Here is a 23,193-nt window from a genome sequence, read left to right as displayed (position 1 = left end):
GATGGACGAAAAGACCTCCCGCAGCCTTCTCTACCTTGACGGCGTCTCGGTATCCTTCGATGGATTCAAGGCGCTGAATTCGCTGTCCTTCGTGGTCGAGCCGGGCGAGCTCAGGGCCATTATCGGCCCGAACGGTGCCGGCAAGACGACGATGATGGACATCATCACCGGCAAGACCCGTCCGGACAGCGGACAGGTTTTCTTCAACGGCGATATCGATCTGACGAAGAAGGACGAGGCCGATATCGCCCAGCTGGGCATTGGCCGCAAGTTCCAGAAGCCGACGGTGTTCGAGAGCCATACGGTCTGGGACAATATCGAGCTGGCGCTCAACCGGAAGCGCGGCGTGTTCTCGACGCTGTTCTACCGCCTGACCCCGGCCGACAAAGCACGCATCGAGGAAATCCTCGAAACCGTGCGCATGACGGCGCGCAAGGACGATCTGGCCGCCAATCTCTCGCATGGGCAGAAACAGTGGCTGGAGATCGGCATGCTTTTGGCGCAGGAGCCGAAGCTGCTTCTGGTTGACGAGCCCGTAGCCGGCATGACGGACGCCGAAACGGCGGAAACCGCCATCCTGCTCAAGGAAATCGCCAAGACCCGCTCGGTCGTTGTGGTCGAGCATGACATGGGCTTCATCCGTGATCTGGGTGTCAAGGTGACATGTCTTGCCGAAGGCTCGGTGCTGGCCGAAGGCTCGATCGATTTCGTCAGCAACGATCCGAAAGTGATCGAGAATTATTTGGGACGGTAAATGAACGTAAAGGTTGAACCCTTGCTGAAAAGCGGCTTTAACACCGGCAGTTCTTTTCGGATTCTGGGGGTCAATCGATGCATATTCTTGGGGTTTTGGTCTTCGCCTTGGCCGGGGCGGCCGTTTGGTACTGGCGTTTGAAAATGGTGCGGGAAGCAGGAAGTGAAATCATCGACTCGGTGGAGCGGATGCGCGGCGCCTACAAGCGCCGCCAGTTCCGCAAGAAGGCCGAAGTCGCGCCGCTTGCCTCGATTGCCGATCCTGCGATCGCAGCTGTTGCGTTCTTCCTCAGCCTCGCCAACGAAAAGCCGGTCTGGAAGGATGCCGCGCGCGACGTGGTGCGGCAGCGGATGAATGGGATCATCAAGCCTGGCGACATGGACGAGGTGCTGGTGTTCGCGGACTGGGCGGTGAAGAACGTGGTCAATCCGGAAGATCCGATCCGCCGTTTCCGCGACCTGTGGAGCAAGGCGCTGACGGTGGACGAACGGCAGGAACTGATCGCCGTTGCCGACGAGGTTTCCACTGTCGGCGGCGAGGCGACGCAGGAACAGAGACATGTTTTGCAGACGCTGAGGCGGACGCTTTTGAACTGATGACGAAAAAGGTGATGGGGTATGCTGACGGTCGATAATATCAATCTGCACTATGGCGCGGCGCAGGCGCTGCGTGGCGTCTCCATCACCGCGCCGATGGGCAAGATCACCTGCGTGCTCGGCCGCAACGGTGTCGGCAAGACCAGTCTATTGCGGGCGATTACCGGCCAGCACGGGCTGAGTGCTGGTACCATTACCTTCAATGATACGGTGCTGAACGGCATGGCGCCTTACAACCGCGCCAAGCATGGCATCGGCTTCGTGCCGCAGGGGCGGGAAGTTTTTCCGTTGCTGACGGTCAAGGAAAACCTGGAATCGGGCTATGCGCCGGTGGCGCGCAAGGACCGCTTCATTCCGGATGATATCTTCAGCCTGTTCCCGATCCTGCGCACCATGCTCGGACGGCGCGGCGGTGACCTGTCGGGGGGGCAGCAGCAGCAGCTGGCTATCGGCCGGGCGCTGGTGACGCGGCCGAAAATCCTTGTGCTCGACGAGCCGACCGAAGGCATCCAGCCGTCGATCATCAAGGATATTGGCCGGGCGATCCAGTATCTGCGCGATTCCACCGGGATGGCAATTTTGCTTGTGGAACAATATCTTGACTTCTGCCGTGAGCTTGCAGACCATGTCTACATCATGGATCGGGGCGAGATCGTGCACGAAGGCCCGGCGGAAACGCTGGACACACCGGAAGCGCGCCGCCACCTGACAGTTTAGCGGCGGATTTCAATGGCTGAGGCAGCGATCATCGCACCGCAAAGGGCGTGGGGCAAGGGACGGCTGGTGGCAAAGCCGTTTGCCGGCCGCACACGGTTGGCCGAATTCTATCAGGAAGGCTGCGCCAAGATCCGCCTGCCGGATACGTTCGACGCCACGATGGAAGCGGTGCTGATCAACAGTTCCGGCGGCCTGACCGGTGGCGATCACATGGAATGGTCGTTTTCCGCGGGCGAGGGCACGCACCTGACGTTGACGACGCAGGCCTGCGAAAAGATCTACAAGGCCAGTACCGGAACGGCGGCCGTCAAGGCGCAGATTTCGGTCGGGGCCGGAGCGACGGTACATTGGCTGCCGCAGGAGACGATCCTGTTCGATCGTGCCTCGCTGTCGCGCAGGCTCGATGTCGATATCACCGAGGGTGCGGAGTTTCTGGCTGTCGAGGCGGTTTTGCTGGGCCGCAAGGCGATGGGCGAGGCGATGCGGGCGGGCCTGTTTCAGGATTGCTGGCGCATCCGCAAGAACGGCGTCCTGTTGCATGCGGAAAACCTGCGGCTGTCCGGGGATATCGCTGAATTGACCCATGAGGCAGCTGTGCTGGGTGGGCAGGTGGCTTTTGCCACGCTCTTTTACACCGGCGCCGATTGTGAGCAGCAGGTCGACAAACTGCGAAGCCTGATCGGCGGTATAGGTGGTGGGGTGAGCCACTATCAGGTCGCGGGTGAGGAAAAGCTGATTGCCCGCCTTGTCGCGCCCGACGGTTTCGCCTTGAGAAAAATCCTCATCCCGATCATTTCGCACTTGCGCAAGGGCGCCTCTGTGCCGAAAGTCTGGAACCTGTAATCGACACGCAATCTGGTGGCCGCGCATGAACCTTACTCCTCGTGAAAAAGACAAACTGCTGATTTCGATGGCGGCCATGGTGGCCCGCCGGAGGCTGGAGCGCGGGGTGAAGCTCAATCATCCCGAAGCGATCGCGCTCATCACCGATTTTGTCGTCGAAGGCGCCCGCGATGGGCGCTCGGTGCCCGATCTCATGGAGGCGGGTGCGCATGTCATCACCCGCGCCCAGGTGATGGAAGGCATTCCCGAAATGATCCATGACATCCAGATCGAGGCCACCTTTCCGGATGGCACCAAGCTGGTGACCGTCCACGAACCCATTCGCTGAGACGCGAACCATGCTGCAACTGAGACCCAACTGCGAATGTTGCGACAAGGACCTGCCACCCGGCAGCCTTGAGGCGATGATCTGCAGCTTCGAGTGCACCTTCTGCACGCAATGCGCATCCAAGGTTCTGGACGGGCATTGCCCGAATTGTGCCGGCGAACTCGTCCGTCGCCCGGTTCGCCCCGCCGCCAAATTGCAGACATTTCCGGCATCCACTGAACGTGTTTTGAAGCCGGATGGCTGCGCGCCGATCAGGGCCGCTTGAACAGGAGAGACAGATCATGATCCCCGGTGAAATCATTGCCGCAAGCGGCGATATCGAGCTGAATGTCGGGTTGGAAACCCTCTCGCTTGAGGTGTCCAACACCGGTGACCGGCCAATCCAGGTCGGCAGTCATTATCACTTCGCTGAAACCAATGCGGGTCTGGTGTTCGACCGCGCGGTGGCCCATGGCAGGCGCCTCGATATTCCGGCGGGCACGGCCGTGCGCTTCGAGCCGGGGCAGACGCGCAGCGTCACGCTCATTCCCTTCGCGGGAAAGCGCGAAGTCTATGGTTTTCGCCAGAAGGTCATGGGCAAGCTATGAAGCGGCTGCGGATCCCGATTGGCGTGATCGGCCTCGGGTGCAAACTTGCCGGTATCGAGGCGCGGGGCGGCTCGATGGAACCGATGCTGGTTTCCGGCTGTCTTGCGGATCAGACAAAGAAGCGCACCGAAGAACTCAAGGACCTGACGGAAGGTCTTGGAAACCGAGGGCCCTGGAAACCGAGGAAAGAGTGACCGCAAGCCGAACCATCATGATCGTCGGAAATGGACCTGTACCGCAGCGCGCAGCCGCGATCATCGATGCGGCCGATCTGGTCATCCGCTTCAACGATTGCCGCTCGTGCGGTGCGGGTGGGCAGAAGACGGATATCGTTGCCGTCTGCAACACCGGGCGCCCGGCGCTGGCGATGCTGGGTGGCGGTCTATGGAAGACGAATGCAGCGGTGCGGCAGGCCGGTGAAATCTGGTGCGTCCGGGCATCCGACACGTTTCGGGTGCTGCGCCCACAACTGGCCGCAAGCCATCCGGATCTCGATGACCTTTGCGACGATTATACCGACGGCTTTCGGGCATTCGCCAAGGCGACCGGCCGCGCCTTTCATACGGTTGCGGCATCGACGCATGAAGGTGTCGATGCCGCGCTGAAACAGTTCGATGCGGGCGCCTATGTCGTGCCGAGCAGCGGCATGATTGCGATCGCCGAGGTGCTGGCGCATTGGCGGCGGCCGGATGATCGCGTCGTGCTGGCCGGTTTCGGCCATGCCGGCTGGGAGTGGCACCCGTTTGCGGCCGAGCGCCGCTATGTCGATGACTTGATTTCCAGGGGGCGTCTGTCGCGCCTCGATCAGAATACTCTATCCGCTTTTGCTCAGGAGCCTGATACCCATGTCCCATAAAATGTCGCGCGCGGCCTATGCCAGCATGTTCGGTCCCACCACCGGCGATAAGGTCCGGCTGGCCGATACCGAACTGTTTATCGAGGTCGAGAAGGATTTCACCACCTATGGCGACGAGGTGAAGTTCGGCGGCGGCAAGGTCATCCGCGACGGCATGGGCCAAAGCCAGGCGACGCGGGCGCAAGGGGCGGTCGATACCGTCATCACCAATGCGCTGATCGTCGATCACACGGGCATCGTCAAGGCCGATGTCGGTCTGAAGGACGGGCGCATCGCGGCGATCGGCAAGGCCGGCAATCCGGATACACAGCCGGGCGTGACCATCATCGTCGGACCTTCGACGGAAGTCATCGCCGGAGAAGGCAAGATCCTCACGGCTGGCGGCATGGATGCGCACATTCACTTCATCTGCCCGCAGCAGATCGAGGAAGCGCTGATGTCGGGCATTACCACCATGCTTGGCGGCGGCAGCGGCCCGGCACATGGCACGCTGGCCACGACCTGCACCGGCGCCTGGCATATCGAGCGGATGATCGAGAGTTTCGACGGCTTTCCGATGAACCTGGCGCTGGCCGGCAAGGGCAATGCCTCGCTTCCGGCACCGCTGGAGGAAATGATCCTTGCCGGCGCGTCCAGCCTGAAGCTGCACGAGGATTGGGGTACGACCCCGGCCGCCATCGACAACTGCCTGTCGGTCGCCGATGCCTATGACGTGCAGGTGATGATCCATACCGACACGCTGAACGAAAGCGGCTTCGTCGAGGATACGATCGACGCCATCAAGGGCCGGACCATCCATGCCTTCCATACCGAAGGTGCGGGTGGTGGCCATGCGCCCGACATTATCAAGATCTGCGGCCAGTCCAACGTCATTCCGTCCTCGACCAACCCGACACGGCCCTACACGATCAATACGCTGGCCGAGCATCTCGATATGCTGATGGTCTGCCATCACCTGTCGCCGTCCATCCCGGAAGATATCGCCTTTGCCGAAAGCCGCATCCGCAAGGAAACCATCGCGGCCGAAGACATCCTGCACGATATCGGCGCGTTCTCGATCATTTCCTCCGACAGCCAGGCCATGGGCCGCGTCGGCGAGGTGGCGATCCGCACCTGGCAGACCGCCGACAAGATGAAGCGGCAGCGGGGCCGGCTGGCGCAGGAGACCGGCGAAAACGACAATTTCCGCGTCCGGCGCTATATCGCCAAATACACCATCAACCCGGCCATCGCGCAGGGGCTTTCCCACGAGATCGGATCGATCGAGGTCGGCAAGCGCGCCGATCTGGTGATCTGGAATCCTGCATTCTTTGGGGTGAAGCCGGATATGGTCATCCTCGGGGGCATGATCGCGGCTGCCCCGATGGGCGATCCCAATGCTTCTATTCCGACGCCGCAGCCGGTGCACTACCGGCCGATGTTCGGCGCTTTCGGCAAGGCACGGACAAATTCTTCCGTCACGTTTGTGTCGCAGGCGTCGCTCGATGGCGGTTTGCAGGCACGCCTCGGAGTGGCCAAGCAACTGATCGCGGTGAAGAATACCCGTGGCGGCATCAGCAAGGCCTCGATGATCCACAACAGTCTGACACCGCATATCGAGGTCGATCCGGAAACCTATGAAGTCCGTGCCGATGGCGAGCTTCTGACCTGCGAACCCGCAACGGTTCTGCCGATGGCGCAGCGCTATTTCATGTTCTAGGGGAGTGTGCCCGATCGTGAAGGCACCTTGCTGATGTTCTGGAAACGGCCTGTTCGATGGCTGGTTGCCGTCGTGCTTGCGGCGGTGCTGGCGGCTGTCGCCGGTACGATGATCCCGCGCCCACTCTGGCCTGTCGCAAAGGCCGATATGGCGGCCGCGGAGACGCATCGCATCCTCGTCCTGTCGAACCCCATCCACACGGATATCGCCATACCGATCGATGCTGAAACGTTGGCGCGTTTTCCGTTTCTGGCGGAGAGCGGCATGCCTGTCGATCATCCGAATGCCCGCTGGCTTATCTTCGGATGGGGTGGCCGCGCCTTCTACATCGAGACGCCGACCTGGGCGGAGCTGAAGCCGGTGCCGCTGATCAAGGGGCTGACAGTGGATCGCTCCGTCATCCATGCGGATGTTGCCGGCGAGATCGTCGAGCCTTCGGACCGCGTTGCGGGTTTTGAGATCGGGACGGAGAACTATCAGCGGCTGCTCTCCTTCATCGAGGCGAGTTTTACGCCGATGGACGGCCGGATCGAGGCGATCCCGGGCACGGCCTATGGTCCGAACGATCGCTTCTTCGAGGCCAATGGCTGGTTCAGCGCGGCCGTCGGCTGCAACACCTGGACGGCAAAGGCGCTTCGCGAAGCCGGTTTGCGCACCGGCTGGTGGAATCCGTTGCCGGTCTCGCTGACAACATCGCTCTCTCTTTACAATTGAAATCCCTCATTATTCACCCATTTGGGTAGTTATGCGTGAGCCGCATGGCTGCCATGCGGATCGATTTTATTGGCCGGCTCGTGCTGCATTGCAGCACGTTTCGTTGTAAAAATGCGGCTCGCCTCCTGTGCCGGGTTCCTCCCAAGACCTGCTGCGCGGGGAGTTCGCCTTCAAGGAGAAACAATCATGATTATTGGCAGAAAAGTGCCGTCTGTTACGTTCCGCACGCGCGTCCGCGATGAGGCCGTTGGTGGTTCCAACCCGTTCCGCTGGCAGGACGTTTCGTCCGCTGATTATTTCGCCGGCAAGCGCGTCGTCCTTTTCTCGTTGCCGGGCGCGTTTACGCCGACTTGCTCGACCTTCCAGCTCCCCGATTTCGAAAAGCTGGCCGCCGATTTCCGCGCCGAAGGCATCGATGAAATCTACTGCATCTCCGTCAACGACGCTTTCGTGATGAACGCATGGGGCAAGTCGCAGAATCTGGAAAACGTCAAGCTCATCCCGGACGGTTCCGGTGAGTTCACACGCAAGATGGGCATGCTCGTTTCCAAGGACAATCTCGGTTTCGGCATGCGCTCCTGGCGTTATGCCGCCGTCATCAATGACGGCGTCGTCGAGCAGTGGTTCGAAGAAGAAGGCTATTGCGACAACGCCGACAGCGATCCCTATGGCGTCTCCGCGCCACAGAACATCCTTGGCGCGCTGCAGTCTGAAAAGATTGCGGCCTGAGAAAAGCGTGGCTGAATGCTTGAAATCCGGTGCCGGGGCTGTTTGGTCTGGCGCCGGATTTTTTTGTTGTTACAGTCGCCTGATTGAATGTGAAGGTTCGTTGAATGCCCTATCGCTCGACCCAGATCCTGTCCCCCGGCCCGGCCGACAAGACGCCGCTCCACACGATTGCGCTGGCCCATGACCAGCGGCATTTGCGCCGCAAGCTGCTGCATCTCGACAATGACGATGTGGTGATGCTGGACCTGAAGGAGGCCGTCATGCTGGCCGATGGCGACCTGCTGGTGCTGGACACGGGCGACTATGTGCGGATCGCGGCGACTGAGGAGACGCTCTACGATATCCGCCCGCGTGACCCGCTGCACCTGATCGAGCTTGCCTGGCATCTCGGCAACCGGCATCTGCCGGCAGAAATCAGACCGGACCGGATCTTGATCCTGCGCGATCCGGTGATCAAGGCAATGCTCGAAGGGCTGGGCGCCACGGTTACCGAGGTGACCGAACCGTTCCAGCCGATGCGCGGCGCCTATCATGGCTCGGGCGGCCATTCCCATGGACATGCCCATGGGCACGGTAGCCATCATCACGCCCATGACTGATCATGCCGGCACACAGGCGCTGCTGCGGCTGGTGACCTGGATGTCGCCGGCCTTTCCTGTTGGCGCATTCTCCTATTCCGGCGGGCTGGAACAGGCGGTTCATGATGGACTGGTCACCGATGCGCCGGAACTTGCACGCTGGCTGCAGGCGCTGATCCGCCACGGTTCGGGCTGGAACGACGCGGTGCTGCTGGCTGAAAGCTACCGGGCCTGTAGCGATCCATCGAGGCTCGAAACCGTGCGGGAGCTGGCGGAAGCGCTGGCTGGCTCGCGCGAGCGCCACATGGAAACGACGCTGCAGGGAGAGGCTTTTCTGACCGCGGCAGGCCATTGGCCACATCCCATACTCGAAACGCTCACCGGCGCGGTTGCCTATCCCGTCGCGGTTGGCGCGGTTGCGGGCGCGCATCGCACCGGGCTGGAACCGGCTCTGGCCGCTTACCTGCACGCGACCGCCTCCAATCTCGTCTCGGTGGCGATCCGCTGTGGTGTCACGGGCCAGACGCATGGGGTCGGCGTGCTGGCCAAGCTTGAGCCGGTGATCGCGGACGTGGCGGCGCTGGCGGCTTCGAGTACGCTGGACGATCTCGGCTCCGCCACCGTTCTGGCCGAGATTTCGGCCCTGCGCCATGAGACACTGCATTCGCGGCTCTTCCGGTCCTGACGGCAATGAGCAGCCATTTTCAAGAAAGGAATATTGCGATGAAATCCGCCAATGGTCCCCTTCGCGTCGGTATCGGCGGCCCGGTCGGCTCCGGCAAGACGGCGCTGACCGACAAGCTCTGCAAGGCGATGCGGGAGGCCTATTCGGTGGCCGTGGTCACCAACGATATCTACACCAAGGAGGATGCCGAGGCGCTCGTGCGCATGCAGGCTTTGCCGTCTGACCGGATCGTCGGCGTAGAGACCGGCGGCTGCCCGCATACCGCCATCCGCGAGGACGCGACGATCAATCTGCAGGCCATCGCCGATCTCAACCGCCGCATTCCCGATCTCGACGTGATCTTCATCGAGTCCGGTGGCGACAATCTGGCCGCGACCTTTTCGCCCGATCTTGCCGATATCACCATCTATGTCATCTCGGTTTGCCAGGGTGAGGAAATCCCGCGCAAGGGCGGGCCGGGCATCACGCGGTCGGATCTGCTGGTGATCAACAAGAAGGACCTGGCGCCCTATGTCGGCGCCGATCTCGACGTGATGGAGCGCGATGCCAACCGGATGCGCCAGGAACGGCCTTTCGTGTTTTCGGACATGAAGCGCGGCGACGGCATCGAGACGATCGTCGAGTTTCTGAGGGTCGAAGGCGGTCTCTGATTGAGCCACGTGTCAATGAAAAGGCCCGGCCGCATGTCGATGCGGCCGGGCTTTTTTGTGATCTTGATGGATTACTCCGCCGCGAGCGCCGGATGCTTGATGACATTGCCGCGTTTCGGGCCTTCCAGCTTGTCGAGGCGCTCCTGCAACTCGCCGATCGTCTTGCCCTGGTCGGTGACGATTTCCGTCAGTGCTTCGTTCTCCAGCACCTCCAGTTCCTCGTCCTTCTTGCCGACCATGCGGCCAAAGAGCCAGCCCATCAACCGCGACAGGTCATCCATGATCAGGAAGAACGATGGCACGACGAGAAGCGACAGGACCGTCGAGACGATGATACCGCCGATGACCGCGATCGCCATCGGTGCGCGGAACGAGCCGCCTTCGCCAATGCCAAGCGCGGACGGGATCATACCCGCCGACATGGCGATCGAGGTCATGATGATCGGCTGGGCGCGCTTGCGGCCCGCCTCCACCATGGCCTGAACGCGCTCCATGCCATGGCGCTTCATCTCGACGGCGAAATCGACCAGCAGGATGGCGTTCTTGGTGACGATGCCCATCAGCATCAGCACCCCGATCATCACAGGCATCGAAAACGCGTTGCGCGTCAGGATCAGGGCAACGGCGACGCCACCGATGGCAAGCGGTAGCGACAAAAGAATGGTGAACGGCTGGATCACGTCCTTGAAGAGCAGGATGAGCACGACCAGAACCATCAGCAGCCCGAGCAGCATGGCGTTGCCGAAGCTCTGCATCATTTCGCTCTGGATCTTGGCGTCTCCGCTTTCGGCAAGCCGCACCGTCGCCGGCAGTTTCGTTTCGTCGACGATCCGCTTGAACTCGGCGGTGGAGGTATCGAGCGCGGTACCCTGCGGCACGTCCGAGCCGATCGAGGCCACGCGGTTGCGGGCATTGCGCAGGATCGAGCTCGGCCCTTCCGAGTAGGTGATATCCGCGACGCTATCGATCGGAACGGTCGCGCCCGACGCAGTTTTCACCTTCAAGGCTCCGATCGCCTGCAGGTCGCGGCGGACGTCGAGCGATGCCTGCACCCGGATGGGAATGAGCCGGTCGTCCAGCGAGATCTTGGTGAGGGCCGCAGCCACGTCACCGGTCGTGGCAACGCGGATGGTCTGCGAGATCTGCTGCGGAGTGATGCCGAGACGGGCGATCTGGTCCTTGCGCGGCCGGATCTGAAGTTCCGGGCGGGGTAGGGCGCCCTCGGAACTGACGTTCGCGAGGATCGGAGATGCGCGCAGCTTGCCTTCAAGTAGGCCGACCGCCTGATTGAGGTCTTCTTCGTTCGACGACAGGAAGTTGAACGTCAGTTCACGCTCGCCGCGGTCGTTCAATTTCGTGATGCGGACATCGGGAATGCCGCGCAGGTTGGCGAAGATATCCTTTTCAACGTCCCACTGCGGGCGGATACGGCCTTCCATCTGCATCTTGGGCATATATTGCCCGATGAGCGGAATGCCGCCGAGCCCCTTGTTGACCAACGTCTTCAGCAGGGAGTGATCGATCTTGCCGAGAATGACGCGAACGGTGGCGCGGCGCAGTTCAAGGTCTCCCTTCGGCGAGGCGCCGCCGAGAATGAAGACGCTGTCCACCCCGTCGACATCCTTGATGGCATTGTAGATGTAGCTGGTGGTTGCGTCTGTTTCCGCAAGCGTCGCATTCGGCGGCAGTTCGACGGAAAGAACGACACGCGAGGAGTCGTCCGGCGGCATGAAGCTGCCGGGCACCTGCGCCATCAGGAACAGCGATCCTGCCAGGAACGCGAACGCGGCAAGCATCGTGGCATAGCGCATGTACCAGCGCTTTGTCGTGGCGCTGACCAGCCGCGTATAGGCCTTCATCAGGCGTCCGTCATTGTCATGATGATCGTCGACGCCGTCCTCGGGCCGCATCAGGTAGGCGGCCATCAGCGGGGTGATGAGACGCGCGACCATCAGCGAGAAGAAGACCGAGAATGCGACCGTCAATCCGAACTGGATGAAATACTGCCCGGCAATGCCCGGCATGAATGACACCGGCACGAAGACGGCGATGATCGTGAAGCTGGTGGCAATGACCGCAAGGCCGATTTCGTCGGCGGCATCGAGAGACGCCCGGTACGGGGTTTTGCCCATCTTGATATGCCGGGCGATGTTCTCGATCTCGACGATGGCGTCATCGACCAGAATGCCGGTCGCGAGCGTCAGGGCCAGGAAGCTGACGAGATTGAGCGAAAAGCCCATGATATCCATGATCCAGAATGTCGGGATCGCGGACAGGGGAAGGGCGACGGCTGCAATCAGTGTTGCCCGCCAGTTCCGCAGGAACAGCAGCACGACGATGACGGCGAGGATCGAGCCTTCCAGCAGTGTATGGAGCGCAGCCTCATAGTTGCCGTAGGTGAAGTAGACGGAATCGTCCACCATCTCGATGTTGACCTCGGGATGGGCGGCGCGCACCGTGTCGAGGCTTTTGGCGACTGTTTCGGCTACCGAGACCTCGCTGGCGCCTTTGGACCGGAATACCGCAAAGGTGACCGATGCATTGCCGTTGAAGCGCGAGAAGGATTTCGGCTCCTCATAGGTGTCGGTGACGCTGCCGAGATCGGACAGTTTCACAAACCGTCCGTTGGGCAAGGCAATCGTCGTGTTTGCCAGTTGGGCGACATTGCGGGCATCGCCGAGCGTGCGGATGGTCTGCTCGGCGCCGCCGATCTGGCCACGTCCGGAACCGAGATCGACGTTGGTGCTGCGCAGCTGGTTGTTGACGTCCGGCGCGGTGATGCCGAATGAATCGAGCTTGCTCGGATCGAGCTGTACGCTGATTTCCCGGTCCGATCCGCCGTAACGATCGATCCGGCCGACGCCGACCTGTCCTTGCAGCGCGCGCTTGACGGTGTCATCGACGAACCAGGACAATTCCTCAAGCGTCATGTCGGGCGAAGACACCGAGAAGGTCTGGATCGCCTGGCCCTCGACGTCGATTTTCGTGACGATCGGTTCGTCGACATCGGCCGGCAGGTCGCTGCGGATGCGGTCGATTGCATCCTTGGTGTCCTGAACGGCTTCCTCGGTCGGCTTTTCGATACGGAAGACGACGCTGGTGACCGATTGTCCGTCCGTCACCGTCGACTGGATTTCGTCAACGCCGGCGATCGATGCGACGGCGTCTTCGACCTCTTTTGTAACCTGCATTTCCAGTTCTGACGGCGAGGCGCCGTTTTGAACAACGGTGATAGCGACCACCGGAACGTCGATGTTCGGGAAGCGGGTGATCGGCAATGCGTAGAACGATTGAATTCCCAGGAACAAAAGCAGCGCGAACCCGAGAATCGGAGCGATGGGATTTCGGATGGACCAGGCGGAAAAATTCATCGACATAGCCTCGATCAGTTCGATACGGGGTTGGCGTCTGCAAGGACGGGCTTGATATGGTCGCCGTCCCGCACAAAGGCGCCGGCCTTGGTGATCACGCGATCTCCCCGGCTGAGCCCGCTGCGGATTTCGATATATCCGTTGTCCTGTATGCCGGTTTCAACCGGGGCAACATGCGCGATATCATTTTCGACCTTGCGGGCGACCATGCCGTCCTTGGTCTTGGTCACCGCCGACAGCGGCAGGACAAGCGCCTGTTTTTCCTCAACGATGATCTGCGCACTGGCATACATGCCGACGCGGGCCTTGTCCGACTCGAGCAGGCTTATATAGACGTTTCCGAGCCGTGTCTGGGCATCGACCACCGGCGAGATCAGGCGAATATGGCCGTCGATTACCGTCTTGCCGTCCGCAAGCGTCACTTTCGCCTTTTGGCCAATCTGAAGTCTTGGCAGGTCAGCTTCGGTGATGTCGGCTTTCATCTCCACGGCGCCGTCGCGGATGATGGTGAAAAGAGGATCGCCGGTGCCGTTGGCGATGGCTCCAACCTTGGCGGCCCTTGCCGATACGACGCCGCTGACCGGCGATTTGACTTCGGTGCGGGCAAGACGCAGCTCAAGATCCGACATCTGCGCTTCGACAACCTTGATTTCGGCGTGGGCGACCGCGATGAGTTGTTCGGCCGAATTGACGCGGGCAAGGGCTGCGGTCGCTGCCGCCTTTTCCTGATCGCGCTGGGCAGTGGAAATGGAGCCGGCCTCCGAGAGCTTTCTCGACCGTTCGCTGACCCGCACGGCTTCATCGGCATTGGCCTGCGCTTCGGCAAGCTGTGCCTGATACTGTGCGAGCGAAGCATTGGCCTTGGCGAGGCTTGCCGCATACTGGCTCTTCTGCAGCAGCAGCATGTCCTCGTTAAGAACGGCCAGCGTGCTTTCGGCCTCGACGCGATCGCCGACGTCGGCGTTCAGCGAGCGGATGGAGAGCCCATCGACCAGCGGCGAGACATAGGTCTCTTCCACGGCCTTGACGGCACCGGTTGCGACGACCCGGTCGACGATCGGCTGATTTTCCACCGGGGTCACGACGATGGAGGGCAATGCCTGTTCGGTTTTGGGCGCGACGGTTTCTTGCGCAAATGCGGTGTTCGACAGGAAGGCCAAAAGCAGGGTTGTGGACACACCAAACGCAAACGTCTTGTTACGGGCCATCGGCTCACTTTCCTCGAATTCCGGATAAATCAGTTTGCTGACGCCGCAAGCCTTCAAGGAAGGATTTGTCGTCGTCGCCTGCTCGAAGAGAAGAAAGTATCGCCTCGGTTTCATCGAGCGATATATTTCCTCCTCGCATCTTCCTCAAAATGCCTCGGGCTCTATTTAGTTGGCCCCCTTCGGCGATGCAAGATGATGCCACGAAAGAATGGTGCCTCATTATTTTATTTGTTGAATGCCATCAAGACAACGTTTGTTTTATGTTGTTTTGTTGCGGGAAAGTGTTCGCCGGTGTTGCAAATGAGAAACGCGCGGGGCTGGCCCGCGCGTTTCCTGTTTGAAAAGTATTATTTAAACGGCCTACTTGAGAGCAGCGTCGGTGATTTCGTGAGTAAAGGCGCCGACCGGTTCCTTGGTGATAACGGGGTCGGAGCCGCCCTTCAGCAGTGAATCGACGGTGCGTTTGTAGTCGGCCTCGTCCAGTGCGCCGTTCGAGCCGGCCGTCAACTTGGCGACTTCACTCATCATGCGCTTCTGGTGCGCTTCCGTCTGGGCGCCGGTGGCGTCGTTTTCAAGAACGATATCGGCTGCTTCATCCGGATTGGCTTCGGCGTATTTCCAGCCCTTCATCGAAGCGCGAACGAACTTGACCATCTTTTCCTTGAAGGCCGGGTCCTTGAGCTTGTCTTCCAGCGCGTAGAGACCGTCTTCCAGAGTGGCGACGCCCTGGTCCTGATATTTGAAGACGACAAGATCTTCCGGCTTGATGCCGGCGTCGATGACCTGCCAGTATTCGTTGTAGGTCATGGTCGAGATGCAGGCCGCCTGTTTCTGGATCAGCGGATCGACGTTGAAGCCCTGCTTCAGGACCGTGACGCCATCCGGGCCGCCGTCGGTCTTGAGGCCGAGGTGGCTCATCCAGGACAGGAAGGGATATTCGTTGCCGAAGAACCAGACGCCAAGCGTCTTGCCTTTGAAGTCGGCAGGCGTTGCGACGCCGGATTCCTTCAGGCAGGTCAGCATCATGCCCGAGGACTTGAACGGCTGGGCGATATTGACCAGCGCCACGCCCTTTTCGCGGGTTGCCAGTGCCGAGGGCATCCAGTCGACCACGACATCGGCGCCGCCACCGGCGATGACCTGCGGAGGTGCGATATCCGGGCCGCCCGGCTTGATCTCGACGTCGAGGCCTTCGGCTTCATAAAAACCCTTGTCCTTGGCGACGTAATAGCCGGCGAACTGGGCCTGCGTGACCCATTTCAACTGCAGCACCACCTTGTCGGCGGCGACGGCCTGGAATGCGGACAGCGAAAAGGCGCTTGCCAGCAGCAATGATGCAAGTTTCGTCTTCATGTCAGTTCCCTCTTTTTTGTTATGCCTCTCCAACCACGAAAAGGCGGGCCTTCCTGCTTTGCCTGCCCAGCGCGGGCAGGTTCTTTTTCAGACCGTCCGGGCGTTTCGCACGGACGGGTGCCAGAACGTGACGGCGCGCTCGATGAGCGCCACGATCCCGTAGAAGGCGGAGCCAGCCACCGCCGCGACGGCGATCTCGGCCCAAACCATGTCGACATTCATGCGCCCCACTTCGGTGGAAATCCGGAACCCCATGCCGACGATCGGGGTGCCGAAGAATTCAGCGACGATGGCGCCGATCAGCGCCAGCGTCGAGTTGATCTTGAGCGCATTGAAGATGAAAGGCCATGCCGCCGGAAGACGCAATTTGACCAGCGTCTGAAACCAGCTCGCGGCATAGGTGTGCATGAGATCCCGTTCCATCGTGCTTGCGGCGGCGAGCCCCGAAACCGTGTTCACCAGCATGGGGAAGAAGGTCATGATGACCACCACGGCGACCTTTGACTGCCAGTCGAAACCGAACCACATGACCATGATCGGCGCGACGCCGATGACGGGCAGGGCGGAGACGAAATTGCCAAGCGGCAGCAGGCCCTTCTGCAGGAAAGGCGACCGGTCGATGCCGATGGCAACGAGGAAGCCGAGACCGCAACCCAGCGCATAGCCGGTGATGACGGCTTTCAGGAAGGTCTGGCGGAAATCGGCCCAAAGTATCGGCAGGGAGTTGATCAGCCGCGTCCAGATCATCGAGGGCGGCGGCAAAAGGACCGAGGGAACATTGAACCCACGCACGATACCTTCCCACAGCACGAGGATGCTGATGCCGAACAGCAGCGGGACGGCGAGGCGGACAGCCCGGTTGGCGGACCGGTCCCGGAATTTCTGGCGGACGAGCCATTCGTTGGTTGCCCAGGCGGCAAGCCAGAATGCGATGGCGCCAAGGATGATACCGGTGTTCATGGCTTCATCCCCATGCGTTTGAGGACAGCAGTGTGGGCAAAGCCGACGATGATCACAAGGGTTGCCGCCAGCGCTGCCGCCATGAACAGGGCGGACCATATCTGCACTGTCTGGCCATAGTAGGAGCCGGCAAGCAGCCGCGCGCCGAGACCGGATACGGCGCCGGTCGGCAATTCACCGACGATGGCACCGACCAGCGAGATGGCGATGGCGACCTTTAGCGAGGTGAAGAGATAGGGCATCGACGAGGGCCAGCGCAGTTTCCAGAAGGTCTGCGACGGGCTGGCATAATAGGTGTGCATCAGGTCGAGCTGGATCTGCTCGGGGCTGCGAAGTCCCTTCACCATGCCGACGACGATCGGGAAGAAGCTGAGATAGGTCGAGATCAGCGCCTTCGGCAGCAGGCCGGAAATGCCGACCGCATTGAGCACGACGATGATCATCGGCGCGATGGCAAGGATGGGGATGGTCTGGCTGGCGATGACCCACGGCATCAGCGAGCGGTCCATCGCCCGATTGTGGACAATGCCGACGGCAAGAACGATGCCGAGCACGGTGCCGATGCCGAAGCCGAGCAACGTCGCCGAGAGCGTGATCCAGGCGTGGTAGACGAGGCTGCGCTTGGAGGTGATCGGCATCAAGAATGTCGTATTCCAAATTTCGGTGATCACCTGATGTGGGGCCGGCAGCACCGGCCGCTGCTGAAACATGGTTTTCGGCAGGATTTCCGAGAAGGTGATTGTCGTTCCGGCGCGCGCAGCGGTGTCACGCTCGAACGGCGCATTGAGGAAGATCACGGCGACATACCAGATGACGAGCAGGGCAAGCAGGATGACCCCCACCGGCATGATCCTGTCGCGAAAGAAGCCCGGGTTTCCCATCCTCAAGCCTTTCCGCCGGCGGGCAGCATCATCAGGCCCATGGAGACGATACCAAGGGCAACCCCGGCCAGTTGCGGCAGGGTCATCCGTTCGCCGAAGACGGCGAAGGCGATGACGTTGATCAGGATCAGCTGGACGATCGCCGAGGCCGAGATCGCCAGAGCCAAGCCCCCCTCGCGCATCAGCCGCACCATCATCAGGTTGCCGACGCAATAAAGGCCGAGCGAGACGATGAGGATCAGGATGTTGTTGCTGGAGACATAATAACGCGATGCGGTGGCGGCGCTGAGGAAAATGGCCATGGACGCTGAGAGCCAGAGGATGAAGGAGAGGTTCATTGGGTTGGCTCGATCTGTAGAAATGGCGAAATCGCTTGTTCTATGGCAAGAAAAACATAGTCCGGCCCATCAATTACTTGTGCGTTGTCGAAACGTAGGACGAGAAAGCCTTGGTTTTGAAGGAACCGGTCACGCTGGCTATCGTGCTTTCTTCCAATTGACGTTTCATGGCTATCGCCATCCACTTCAATCACAATGCGAGCCGATAGCCAGGCAAAGTCAGCGATGTAAGGGCCGATTGGAGTTTCGCGGCGGAAACGGGCGCCACGCGCGCGAAAGTCTCGCAGCATATTCCACATTCTGGCTTCGGCTTTGGTCAATTCGGTGCGAAGTTTCTTGGCCCTTGTCCGAGTTTTTGGGTCGATATTGGAGTGCGGCAAGAAAGACCCCTCCCGGTTCGCTTCGCTCACCACCCTCCCCACAAGGGGGAGGGGAAGACCCGCGGCACCTGCTTCGCCAAATTGAAGACCATCGAGACGCAAGTTTGCCTTCGGGCTGTAATTTTGAAAACCGGCGGTTGGCCGGGGCAAGCCCCTCCCCCTTGTGGGGAGGGGTTGGGGAGGGGTTTTTGCCTCAAGCACCGAACAGCTACTCATCATAGCTATGCCCCGCTCTCAGCCCTTCGCGCACCCGGCTGGCGATTTCCAGAAATTCCGGTGTTTCGCGAATATCGAGCGGGCGCTCCCTGGGCAATGTCGATTCGATGATGTCGGTCACGCGGCCGGGGCGGGGGCTCATGACGACGATCTTGGTGGAGAGGTAGACGGCTTCCGGGATGGAGTGGGTGACGAAGCAGATGGTCTTGTTCGTCCGGTCCCAGAGTTTCAGGAGCTGTTCGTTCAGGTGGTCGCGGACGATTTCGTCCAGTGCGCCGAAGGGCTCGTCCATCAGCAGAAGATCGGCGTCGAAGGCGAGTGCGCGGGCGATGGAGGCACGCTGCTGCATACCGCCGGAGAGTTGCCAGGGGAATTTCTTGCCGAAGCCGGAGAGGTTGACCAGATCCAGCGTGCGGTCGATGCGGGCCTTCTGGTCGGCAGTGCTGTAGCCCATGATCTCCAGCGGCAGGGCGATGTTCTTCTCGATCGTGCGCCAGGGATAAAGCGCTGCGGCCTGGAAGACATAACCGTAGGAGCGGTTCTTGCGGGCGTCCTCCGGCGTGGTACCGTTGACGGTGATTGCGCCGGAGGTGGGTTTTTCCAGGTCTGCAATGACCCGCAGGAAGGTGGTCTTGCCGCAGCCCGACGGACCGATGAAGGAAACGAAATCGCCCTTGTTGACGTCAAGATTGACACCGGTCAGGGCGTTGACGGGACCGTCATTGGTCTCGAAGGTCAGGCCGAGATCGCGGGCCGAAACGACGGATGCTGGTGTTGTTGTCATTGTGTCCGGTGCGCTCCGCCCTGAATGCCATTGGCTGGAAATTTGCTGTGAGGTCATTCGGCTCCCTGTCTTCGATAGTCGTACTTCATATTTTTCGAATGAGGTATGCCGCCGGCGATGTTGTTGCCGGGGAGATGTCGAAATGTCTGCTGGACCAGCGCTGTTCGGCGGTGATCGCTTGTACCGATCCGAACAAACAGGAAAGCGTCATCCTGCTGCCTGAACGGGAGGTTTAATCTCGGTGTTGCGTAGGCTGGCCTGTGGTGGCGCCTCTTGCCCGCCGGCCGGCGACAGAGCGATTGGGTTGATGGAGGGCGGCTCATTTGCATCTCTTTAGAGGCCCCCAGCGCGTCCCATCCTTGAAGGCGATGGTGTAATCCTTGCCCGTGCGCCGTATCTCGACACGGTCTTCCGTCTCGCCACCTTCGCCTTCTTCGGAACAGGAGATCGCCGCGGCGAAGGAATCGCCTTCTTTGGTGACGTCTCCCTTGAAGCCGCAATAGGAAGCCGCCGTCGTGATGCCTTCGCCGGTCAGCAGAAAGAAGTCGTCGGAGCCGGTGGATTCGCCGGTCTTGGCATAAGCGCAGCCATCCTTGTTGCCATAGGCTCCGTCGAGAAAGGCTTGCTGCGCATCGGCCGTTCCGGTCATGGCGAGGCCGGTCACAACGAACAAAGAGATGCGCTGCGCCGCTCTCACGATCATCACACCCCGCTTGCCGGAATGCCGGTGCGCTGGACCTTGCGCGGGGCGGTGATGTCCTTCCAGGTCGAGAGTGCCCTGTTGACGGCGGTGAAGGGGTCGCGCTTGACGAATTTGCCCTGACCTTCGCGGGTCTTGATGGTCGATTCCTCGATGGCGACCATGCCGCCCGTCAGGGTGTAGCGCGGCAGGCCGGTGACCTGTTTGCCTTCGAAGACGTTGTAGTCGATCGCCGACTGCTGGCTTGCAGCCGAGATCGTTTTCGAGCGCTTCGGATCCCAGACGACGAGATCGGCATCGGCGCCGACAAGGATGGCGCCTTTCTTCGGGTACATGTTGAGGATCTTGGCGATGTTGGTCGAGGTGACGGCGACGAACTCGTTCATGGTGATGCGGCCGGTAGCGACGCCATGGGTCCAGAGCATCGGCATGCGGTCTTCAAGCCCGCCGGTACCGTTCGGGATCTTGGTGAAATCGCCAACGCCGAAGCGTTTTTGCGCCGTCGTGAAGGCGCAGTGATCGGTCGCCACCACCTGCAGCGAACCGGCGGACAGGCCCGCCCAAAGGGAGTCCTGATGCTGCTTGTTGCGGAACGGCGGCGACATGACGCGGCGGGCGGCATGATCCCAGTCGGGATTGGCATATTCGCTTTCGTCCAGCGTCAGGTGCTGGATCAGCGGCTCGCCATAGACGCGCATACCGTTCTGCCGGGCGCGGCGGATCGCTTCATGTGCCTGTTCGCAGGAGGTATGCACGACATAGAGTGGGCTGCCCGCCATGTCGGCGATGATGATGGCGCGGTTGGTTGCCTCGCCCTCGACGGCGGCGGGGCGGGAATAGGCGTGAGCTTCCGGACCATTGTTGCCGTCCGCCAGCAGCTTTGCCTGCATCTGCGCGACGATGTCGCCGTTTTCAGCATGCACCATCGGCAGCGCGCCAAGCTCGGCACAGCGCTGGAACGAGTGGAACATCTCGTCGTCGTCCACCATCAATGCGCCCTTGTAGGCCATGAAATGCTTGAACGAGTTGATGCCCTTGTCCTGGACGATGGTCTGCATCTCGTTGAAGACCTGCTCGCTCCACCAAGTGATCGCCATGTGGAAGGAAAAGTCGCAATTGGCGCGCGAGGTCTTGTTGTCCCACATGGTCAGCGCTTCAAGCAGCGACTGGCCGGGAGAGGGAAGCGCGAAATCGACGACCATGGTCGTGCCGCCGGACAGGGCCGCGCGCGTGCCGCTTTCGAAATCGTCGGAGGAATAGGTGCCCATGAACGGCATTTCGAGATGGGTATGCGGATCGATGCCGCCGGGCATGACATAACAGCCGGTCGCATCCAGCGTCTCGTCGCCCGAAAGGTTCGGCCCGATCTCGACGATCTTGCCGCCGTCGATCTTGACATCTGCCTTGTAGCTGAGGTCGGCGGTGACGACGGTTCCGTTTTTGATGACTGTGGTCATGAGGGTTCCCTACTATAATTCCAGTGTCAGTTTCGCATTTTAACTACATACTGGTTATCTTGGAGGCGCTTTTTCGCTTTGGATATTTCTTCAGGCAGAAACAGGCTGTGCCATCTTCTGTCCTCGACGACCAAAGCCTCCACAGTGAGGTCAAGTCGGTTGGCAAACATCAAAGCAGTGTAACCTTGGGATTGCGCTTCTGCGTTAACGAGTGTTTTGGCCGTTGCCAGTCCGCCGCGGTCATTCAGCATGCTGAGGAAAATCGTGGCAGTATATTTTGCTTCTGATTTTGCCCGGCGATAAATGTCGAACATCGCCGCTTCAAACTTTTGCTCTAGCGGCGACATCGCTTTCACCCCACGATCCCCGCCGTCTCCACCACCGCATGGAACAGCACGTCGCAGCCTGCCGACGCCCATTCCTTGGATATCTCTTCGGCTTCGTTGTGGCTCAAGCCGCCGACGCAGGGGCACATGACCATGGTGGCAGGCGCCACCTTGGCGGCCCAGCAGGCGTCGTGGCCGGCGCCGGAGATCAGGTTCATGTGGCTGTAGCCGAGCTTTTCGGCGGCCGTGCGCACGGCGGTGACGAGCGTGGGGTCGAAGGTCACCGGCTCGAAATGGCCGATCGCCTCGATCGAACAGCCGACGCCGAGCGCTTCGGTGATCTTCGGCGCTTCTGCCTCGATCCTGGCGCGCATGCGGTCGAGCTTGGCCTTGTCGGGCGAGCGGATATCGACGGTGAAGACCACCTTGCCGGGTAACACGTTGCGGGAATTGGGCGAGAAGAACACCTGGCCGACGCCGCCGACGGCGCCCGGCTGGTTTTCCATGGCGACGCCCTGGACCATCTCGACGATCCGCGCCATGGCAAGACCGGCATTGACGCGCAGGTTCATCGGCGTCGAGCCGGTATGGGCCTCGCGGCCGGTCAGCGTGAATTCCAGCCACCAGAGGCCCTGACAGTGCGTCACCACGCCGATGGTCTTTTCTTCCGCCTCGAGGATCGGTCCCTGCTCGATGTGATATTCGAAATAGGCGTGCATCTTGCGGGCGCCGACCTCTTCCTCGCCCTGCCAGCCGATCCGCTTCAGTTCGTCGCCATAGGTCTTGCCCTCGGGGTCCTTGCGGCCGTAGGCGAAATCGAGCGAATGAACGCCGGCAAAGACGCCGGAGGCGAGCATGGCGGGCGCGAAACGCGCGCCTTCCTCGTTCGCCCAGTTGGTGACGACGATCGGATGTCTGGTCTTGATGCCGAGGTCGTTCATGGTGCGCACGACTTCCAGTGCAGCGAGCACGCCGAGCACGCCGTCATACTTGCCGCCGGTCGGCTGCGTGTCGAGGTGCGAGCCGACATAGACAGGCAGGGCATCGGCATCGGTGCCGGGGCGGGTGGCAAACATCGTGCCCATCTTGTCGACGCCGATGGTCAGTCCGGCATCTTCGCACCATGTCTTGAAAAGGTGGCGGCCTTCGCCGTCTTCGTCGGTCAGGGTCTGGCGATTGTTGCCGCCGGCGATACCGGGGCCGATCTTCGCCATGTCCATCAGCATGTCCCAAAGACGGTCCGCATTGACACGCATGTTCTCGCCCGGCGCATGAGCCATGACGGTTCTCCTCATTCTTTATTAGGGGATGCGCGGTATCAGCACATCCCGTCGTTCCCGTGGTCAAATCGGGGCCATCTGGTTTTTTCGATTGCCCTGCGATCAGCCGTTGCGTTTGACTTTGAACTGACTGATAATTTGACCGGTTGGTAAAACATTACAACTTCCGTTGGCGCACTCAAGACGAAAAACAGAAAAAACGG

27 protein-coding genes and 1 pseudogene are annotated in these 23,193 nt (G+C 60.8%); 16 read left to right on the top strand and 12 right to left on the bottom strand.

Annotated elements, in window-relative coordinates; translation table 11 throughout:
• The first annotated feature begins 1 nt into the window (after position 1).
• The 15 genes and pseudogenes from urtD (at position 2) to ureG (ending at position 9,736) form a co-directional block, all read left to right on the top strand.
• On the top strand, positions 2 to 754 hold the full coding sequence (urtD, locus tag ADU59_RS26210; protein ID WP_068958171.1) for an urea ABC transporter ATP-binding protein UrtD: 753 nt from the start codon (positions 2 to 4) through the stop codon (positions 752 to 754).
• Positions 755 to 897: 143 nt separating this feature from the next.
• Positions 898 to 1,350 (top strand): hypothetical protein, encoded by a 453-nt coding sequence (locus ADU59_RS26205; protein ID WP_244506513.1) that lies wholly within the window; start codon positions 898 to 900, stop codon positions 1,348 to 1,350.
• Between the two features lie 21 nt (positions 1,351 to 1,371).
• Positions 1,372 to 2,067 carry an urea ABC transporter ATP-binding subunit UrtE gene (gene urtE / locus ADU59_RS26200; RefSeq protein ID WP_068958168.1) on the top strand — a complete coding sequence of 232 codons (696 nt, stop codon included), beginning with the start codon at positions 1,372 to 1,374 and terminating at the stop codon, positions 2,065 to 2,067.
• 12 nt (positions 2,068 to 2,079) lie between these two features.
• Positions 2,080 to 2,910: an urease accessory protein UreD gene (locus ADU59_RS26195; protein ID WP_068958166.1), complete on the top strand. Its 831-nt coding sequence runs from the start codon at positions 2,080 to 2,082 to the stop codon at positions 2,908 to 2,910.
• Between the two features lie 25 nt (positions 2,911 to 2,935).
• Positions 2,936 to 3,238: an urease subunit gamma gene (locus ADU59_RS26190; protein ID WP_037099076.1), complete on the top strand. Its 303-nt coding sequence runs from the start codon at positions 2,936 to 2,938 to the stop codon at positions 3,236 to 3,238.
• 10 nt (positions 3,239 to 3,248) lie between these two features.
• Complete coding sequence (locus ADU59_RS29790; RefSeq protein WP_083198430.1) at positions 3,249 to 3,503, top strand: DUF1272 domain-containing protein; 255 nt, start codon at positions 3,249 to 3,251, stop codon at positions 3,501 to 3,503.
• A 16-nt stretch (positions 3,504 to 3,519) separates the two neighbouring features.
• Positions 3,520 to 3,825 (top strand): urease subunit beta, encoded by a 306-nt coding sequence (locus ADU59_RS26185; protein ID WP_068958164.1) that lies wholly within the window; start codon positions 3,520 to 3,522, stop codon positions 3,823 to 3,825.
• Positions 3,825 to 4,019 (top strand): annotated as a pseudogene (locus ADU59_RS26180) (lysozyme inhibitor LprI family protein); the annotation flags it as partial. The gene ADU59_RS26185 and the pseudogene ADU59_RS26180, both read left to right, overlap by 1 nt.
• A gap of 17 nt (positions 4,020 to 4,036) precedes the next feature.
• On the top strand, positions 4,037 to 4,681 hold the full coding sequence (locus ADU59_RS26175) for a Urease operon accessory protein (protein WP_068958159.1): 645 nt from the start codon (positions 4,037 to 4,039) through the stop codon (positions 4,679 to 4,681).
• On the top strand, positions 4,671 to 6,380 hold the full coding sequence (gene ureC, locus ADU59_RS26170) for an urease subunit alpha (protein ID WP_068958157.1): 1,710 nt from the start codon (positions 4,671 to 4,673) through the stop codon (positions 6,378 to 6,380). The genes ADU59_RS26175 and ureC overlap by 11 nt, the downstream gene beginning before the upstream one ends.
• A 33-nt stretch (positions 6,381 to 6,413) precedes the next feature.
• Complete coding sequence (locus tag ADU59_RS26165; protein WP_068958323.1) at positions 6,414 to 7,094, top strand: TIGR02117 family protein; 681 nt, start codon at positions 6,414 to 6,416, stop codon at positions 7,092 to 7,094.
• Between the two features lie 189 nt (positions 7,095 to 7,283).
• On the top strand, positions 7,284 to 7,823 hold the full coding sequence (locus ADU59_RS26160; RefSeq protein ID WP_068958321.1) for a peroxiredoxin: 540 nt from the start codon (positions 7,284 to 7,286) through the stop codon (positions 7,821 to 7,823).
• 104 nt (positions 7,824 to 7,927) lie between these two features.
• Positions 7,928 to 8,422 carry an urease accessory protein UreE gene (gene ureE / locus ADU59_RS26155; protein ID WP_068958155.1) on the top strand — a complete coding sequence of 165 codons (495 nt, stop codon included), beginning with the start codon at positions 7,928 to 7,930 and terminating at the stop codon, positions 8,420 to 8,422.
• Entirely contained in the window at positions 8,415 to 9,086 is a 672-nt protein-coding gene (locus tag ADU59_RS26150; RefSeq protein ID WP_068958319.1) for an urease accessory protein UreF, read from the top strand. The genes ureE and ADU59_RS26150 overlap by 8 nt, the downstream gene beginning before the upstream one ends.
• A gap of 38 nt (positions 9,087 to 9,124) precedes the next feature.
• On the top strand, positions 9,125 to 9,736 hold the full coding sequence (gene ureG, locus ADU59_RS26145) for an urease accessory protein UreG (RefSeq protein ID WP_068958153.1): 612 nt from the start codon (positions 9,125 to 9,127) through the stop codon (positions 9,734 to 9,736).
• A 71-nt stretch (positions 9,737 to 9,807) separates the two neighbouring features.
• Here the strand turns inward: ureG and ADU59_RS26140 are convergent, their stop codons facing one another.
• The 8 genes from ADU59_RS26140 to ADU59_RS26105 all read right to left on the bottom strand — a co-directional run bounded on the left by ADU59_RS26140 (position 9,808) and on the right by ADU59_RS26105 (position 19,227).
• A complete protein-coding gene (locus ADU59_RS26140; protein WP_068958318.1) occupies positions 9,808 to 13,107 on the bottom strand; it encodes an efflux RND transporter permease subunit in 3,300 nt (1,099 codons plus the stop codon).
• Positions 13,108 to 13,121: 14 nt separating this feature from the next.
• A complete protein-coding gene (locus tag ADU59_RS26135; protein ID WP_068958316.1) occupies positions 13,122 to 14,315 on the bottom strand; it encodes an efflux RND transporter periplasmic adaptor subunit in 1,194 nt (397 codons plus the stop codon).
• Positions 14,316 to 14,675: 360 nt separating this feature from the next.
• On the bottom strand, positions 14,676 to 15,668 hold the full coding sequence (locus tag ADU59_RS26130; protein WP_068958151.1) for an ABC transporter substrate-binding protein: 993 nt from the start codon (positions 15,666 to 15,668) through the stop codon (positions 14,676 to 14,678).
• An 87-nt stretch (positions 15,669 to 15,755) separates the two neighbouring features.
• On the bottom strand, positions 15,756 to 16,628 hold the full coding sequence (locus ADU59_RS26125) for an ABC transporter permease (protein WP_068958149.1): 873 nt from the start codon (positions 16,626 to 16,628) through the stop codon (positions 15,756 to 15,758).
• Positions 16,625 to 17,509, bottom strand: coding sequence for an ABC transporter permease (locus ADU59_RS26120; RefSeq protein ID WP_068958147.1), 885 nt, complete (start codon positions 17,507 to 17,509; stop codon positions 16,625 to 16,627). The genes ADU59_RS26125 and ADU59_RS26120 overlap by 4 nt, the downstream gene beginning before the upstream one ends.
• A 2-nt stretch (positions 17,510 to 17,511) precedes the next feature.
• Positions 17,512 to 17,847: a hypothetical protein gene (locus ADU59_RS26115; RefSeq protein WP_068958145.1), complete on the bottom strand. Its 336-nt coding sequence runs from the start codon at positions 17,845 to 17,847 to the stop codon at positions 17,512 to 17,514.
• Positions 17,844 to 18,377, bottom strand: a complete 534-nt coding sequence (locus ADU59_RS26110; RefSeq protein WP_244506512.1) for an endonuclease domain-containing protein — start codon at positions 18,375 to 18,377, stop codon at positions 17,844 to 17,846. The genes ADU59_RS26115 and ADU59_RS26110 overlap by 4 nt, the downstream gene beginning before the upstream one ends.
• A gap of 58 nt (positions 18,378 to 18,435) precedes the next feature.
• Positions 18,436 to 19,227 carry an ABC transporter ATP-binding protein gene (locus tag ADU59_RS26105; protein ID WP_068958143.1) on the bottom strand — a complete coding sequence of 264 codons (792 nt, stop codon included), beginning with the start codon at positions 19,225 to 19,227 and terminating at the stop codon, positions 18,436 to 18,438.
• On the opposite strand from ADU59_RS26105, the gene ADU59_RS30985 reads away from it, so the two are divergent.
• Positions 19,209 to 19,463 (top strand): hypothetical protein, encoded by a 255-nt coding sequence (locus tag ADU59_RS30985; RefSeq protein ID WP_193427104.1) that lies wholly within the window; start codon positions 19,209 to 19,211, stop codon positions 19,461 to 19,463. The two genes, ADU59_RS26105 and ADU59_RS30985, sit on opposite strands and share 19 nt — an antisense overlap.
• 83 nt (positions 19,464 to 19,546) lie before the next feature.
• Here the strand turns inward: ADU59_RS30985 and ADU59_RS26100 are convergent, their stop codons facing one another.
• From ADU59_RS26100 to ADU59_RS26085, 4 genes are read right to left on the bottom strand one after another with little or no spacing between them, the layout of a single operon-like run.
• Positions 19,547 to 19,930 (bottom strand): hypothetical protein, encoded by a 384-nt coding sequence (locus tag ADU59_RS26100; protein WP_068958141.1) that lies wholly within the window; start codon positions 19,928 to 19,930, stop codon positions 19,547 to 19,549.
• Positions 19,930 to 21,384, bottom strand: a complete 1,455-nt coding sequence (hydA, locus tag ADU59_RS26095; protein WP_068958139.1) for a dihydropyrimidinase — start codon at positions 21,382 to 21,384, stop codon at positions 19,930 to 19,932. Before hydA ends, ADU59_RS26100 begins: the two co-directional genes overlap by 1 nt.
• Positions 21,385 to 21,410: 26 nt before the next feature.
• Positions 21,411 to 21,731 carry a hypothetical protein gene (locus ADU59_RS26090; RefSeq protein WP_068958137.1) on the bottom strand — a complete coding sequence of 107 codons (321 nt, stop codon included), beginning with the start codon at positions 21,729 to 21,731 and terminating at the stop codon, positions 21,411 to 21,413.
• A gap of 5 nt (positions 21,732 to 21,736) precedes the next feature.
• Positions 21,737 to 22,990 carry a Zn-dependent hydrolase gene (locus ADU59_RS26085; RefSeq protein WP_068958135.1) on the bottom strand — a complete coding sequence of 418 codons (1,254 nt, stop codon included), beginning with the start codon at positions 22,988 to 22,990 and terminating at the stop codon, positions 21,737 to 21,739.
• Positions 22,991 to 23,193: the final 203 nt, after the last annotated feature.

The sequence above is a fragment of the Pararhizobium polonicum genome (genome assembly GCF_001687365.1).
Classification (GTDB): domain Bacteria; phylum Pseudomonadota; class Alphaproteobacteria; order Rhizobiales; family Rhizobiaceae; genus Pararhizobium; species Pararhizobium polonicum.
This window is presented reverse-complemented; position numbering and strand designations above follow the sequence as displayed.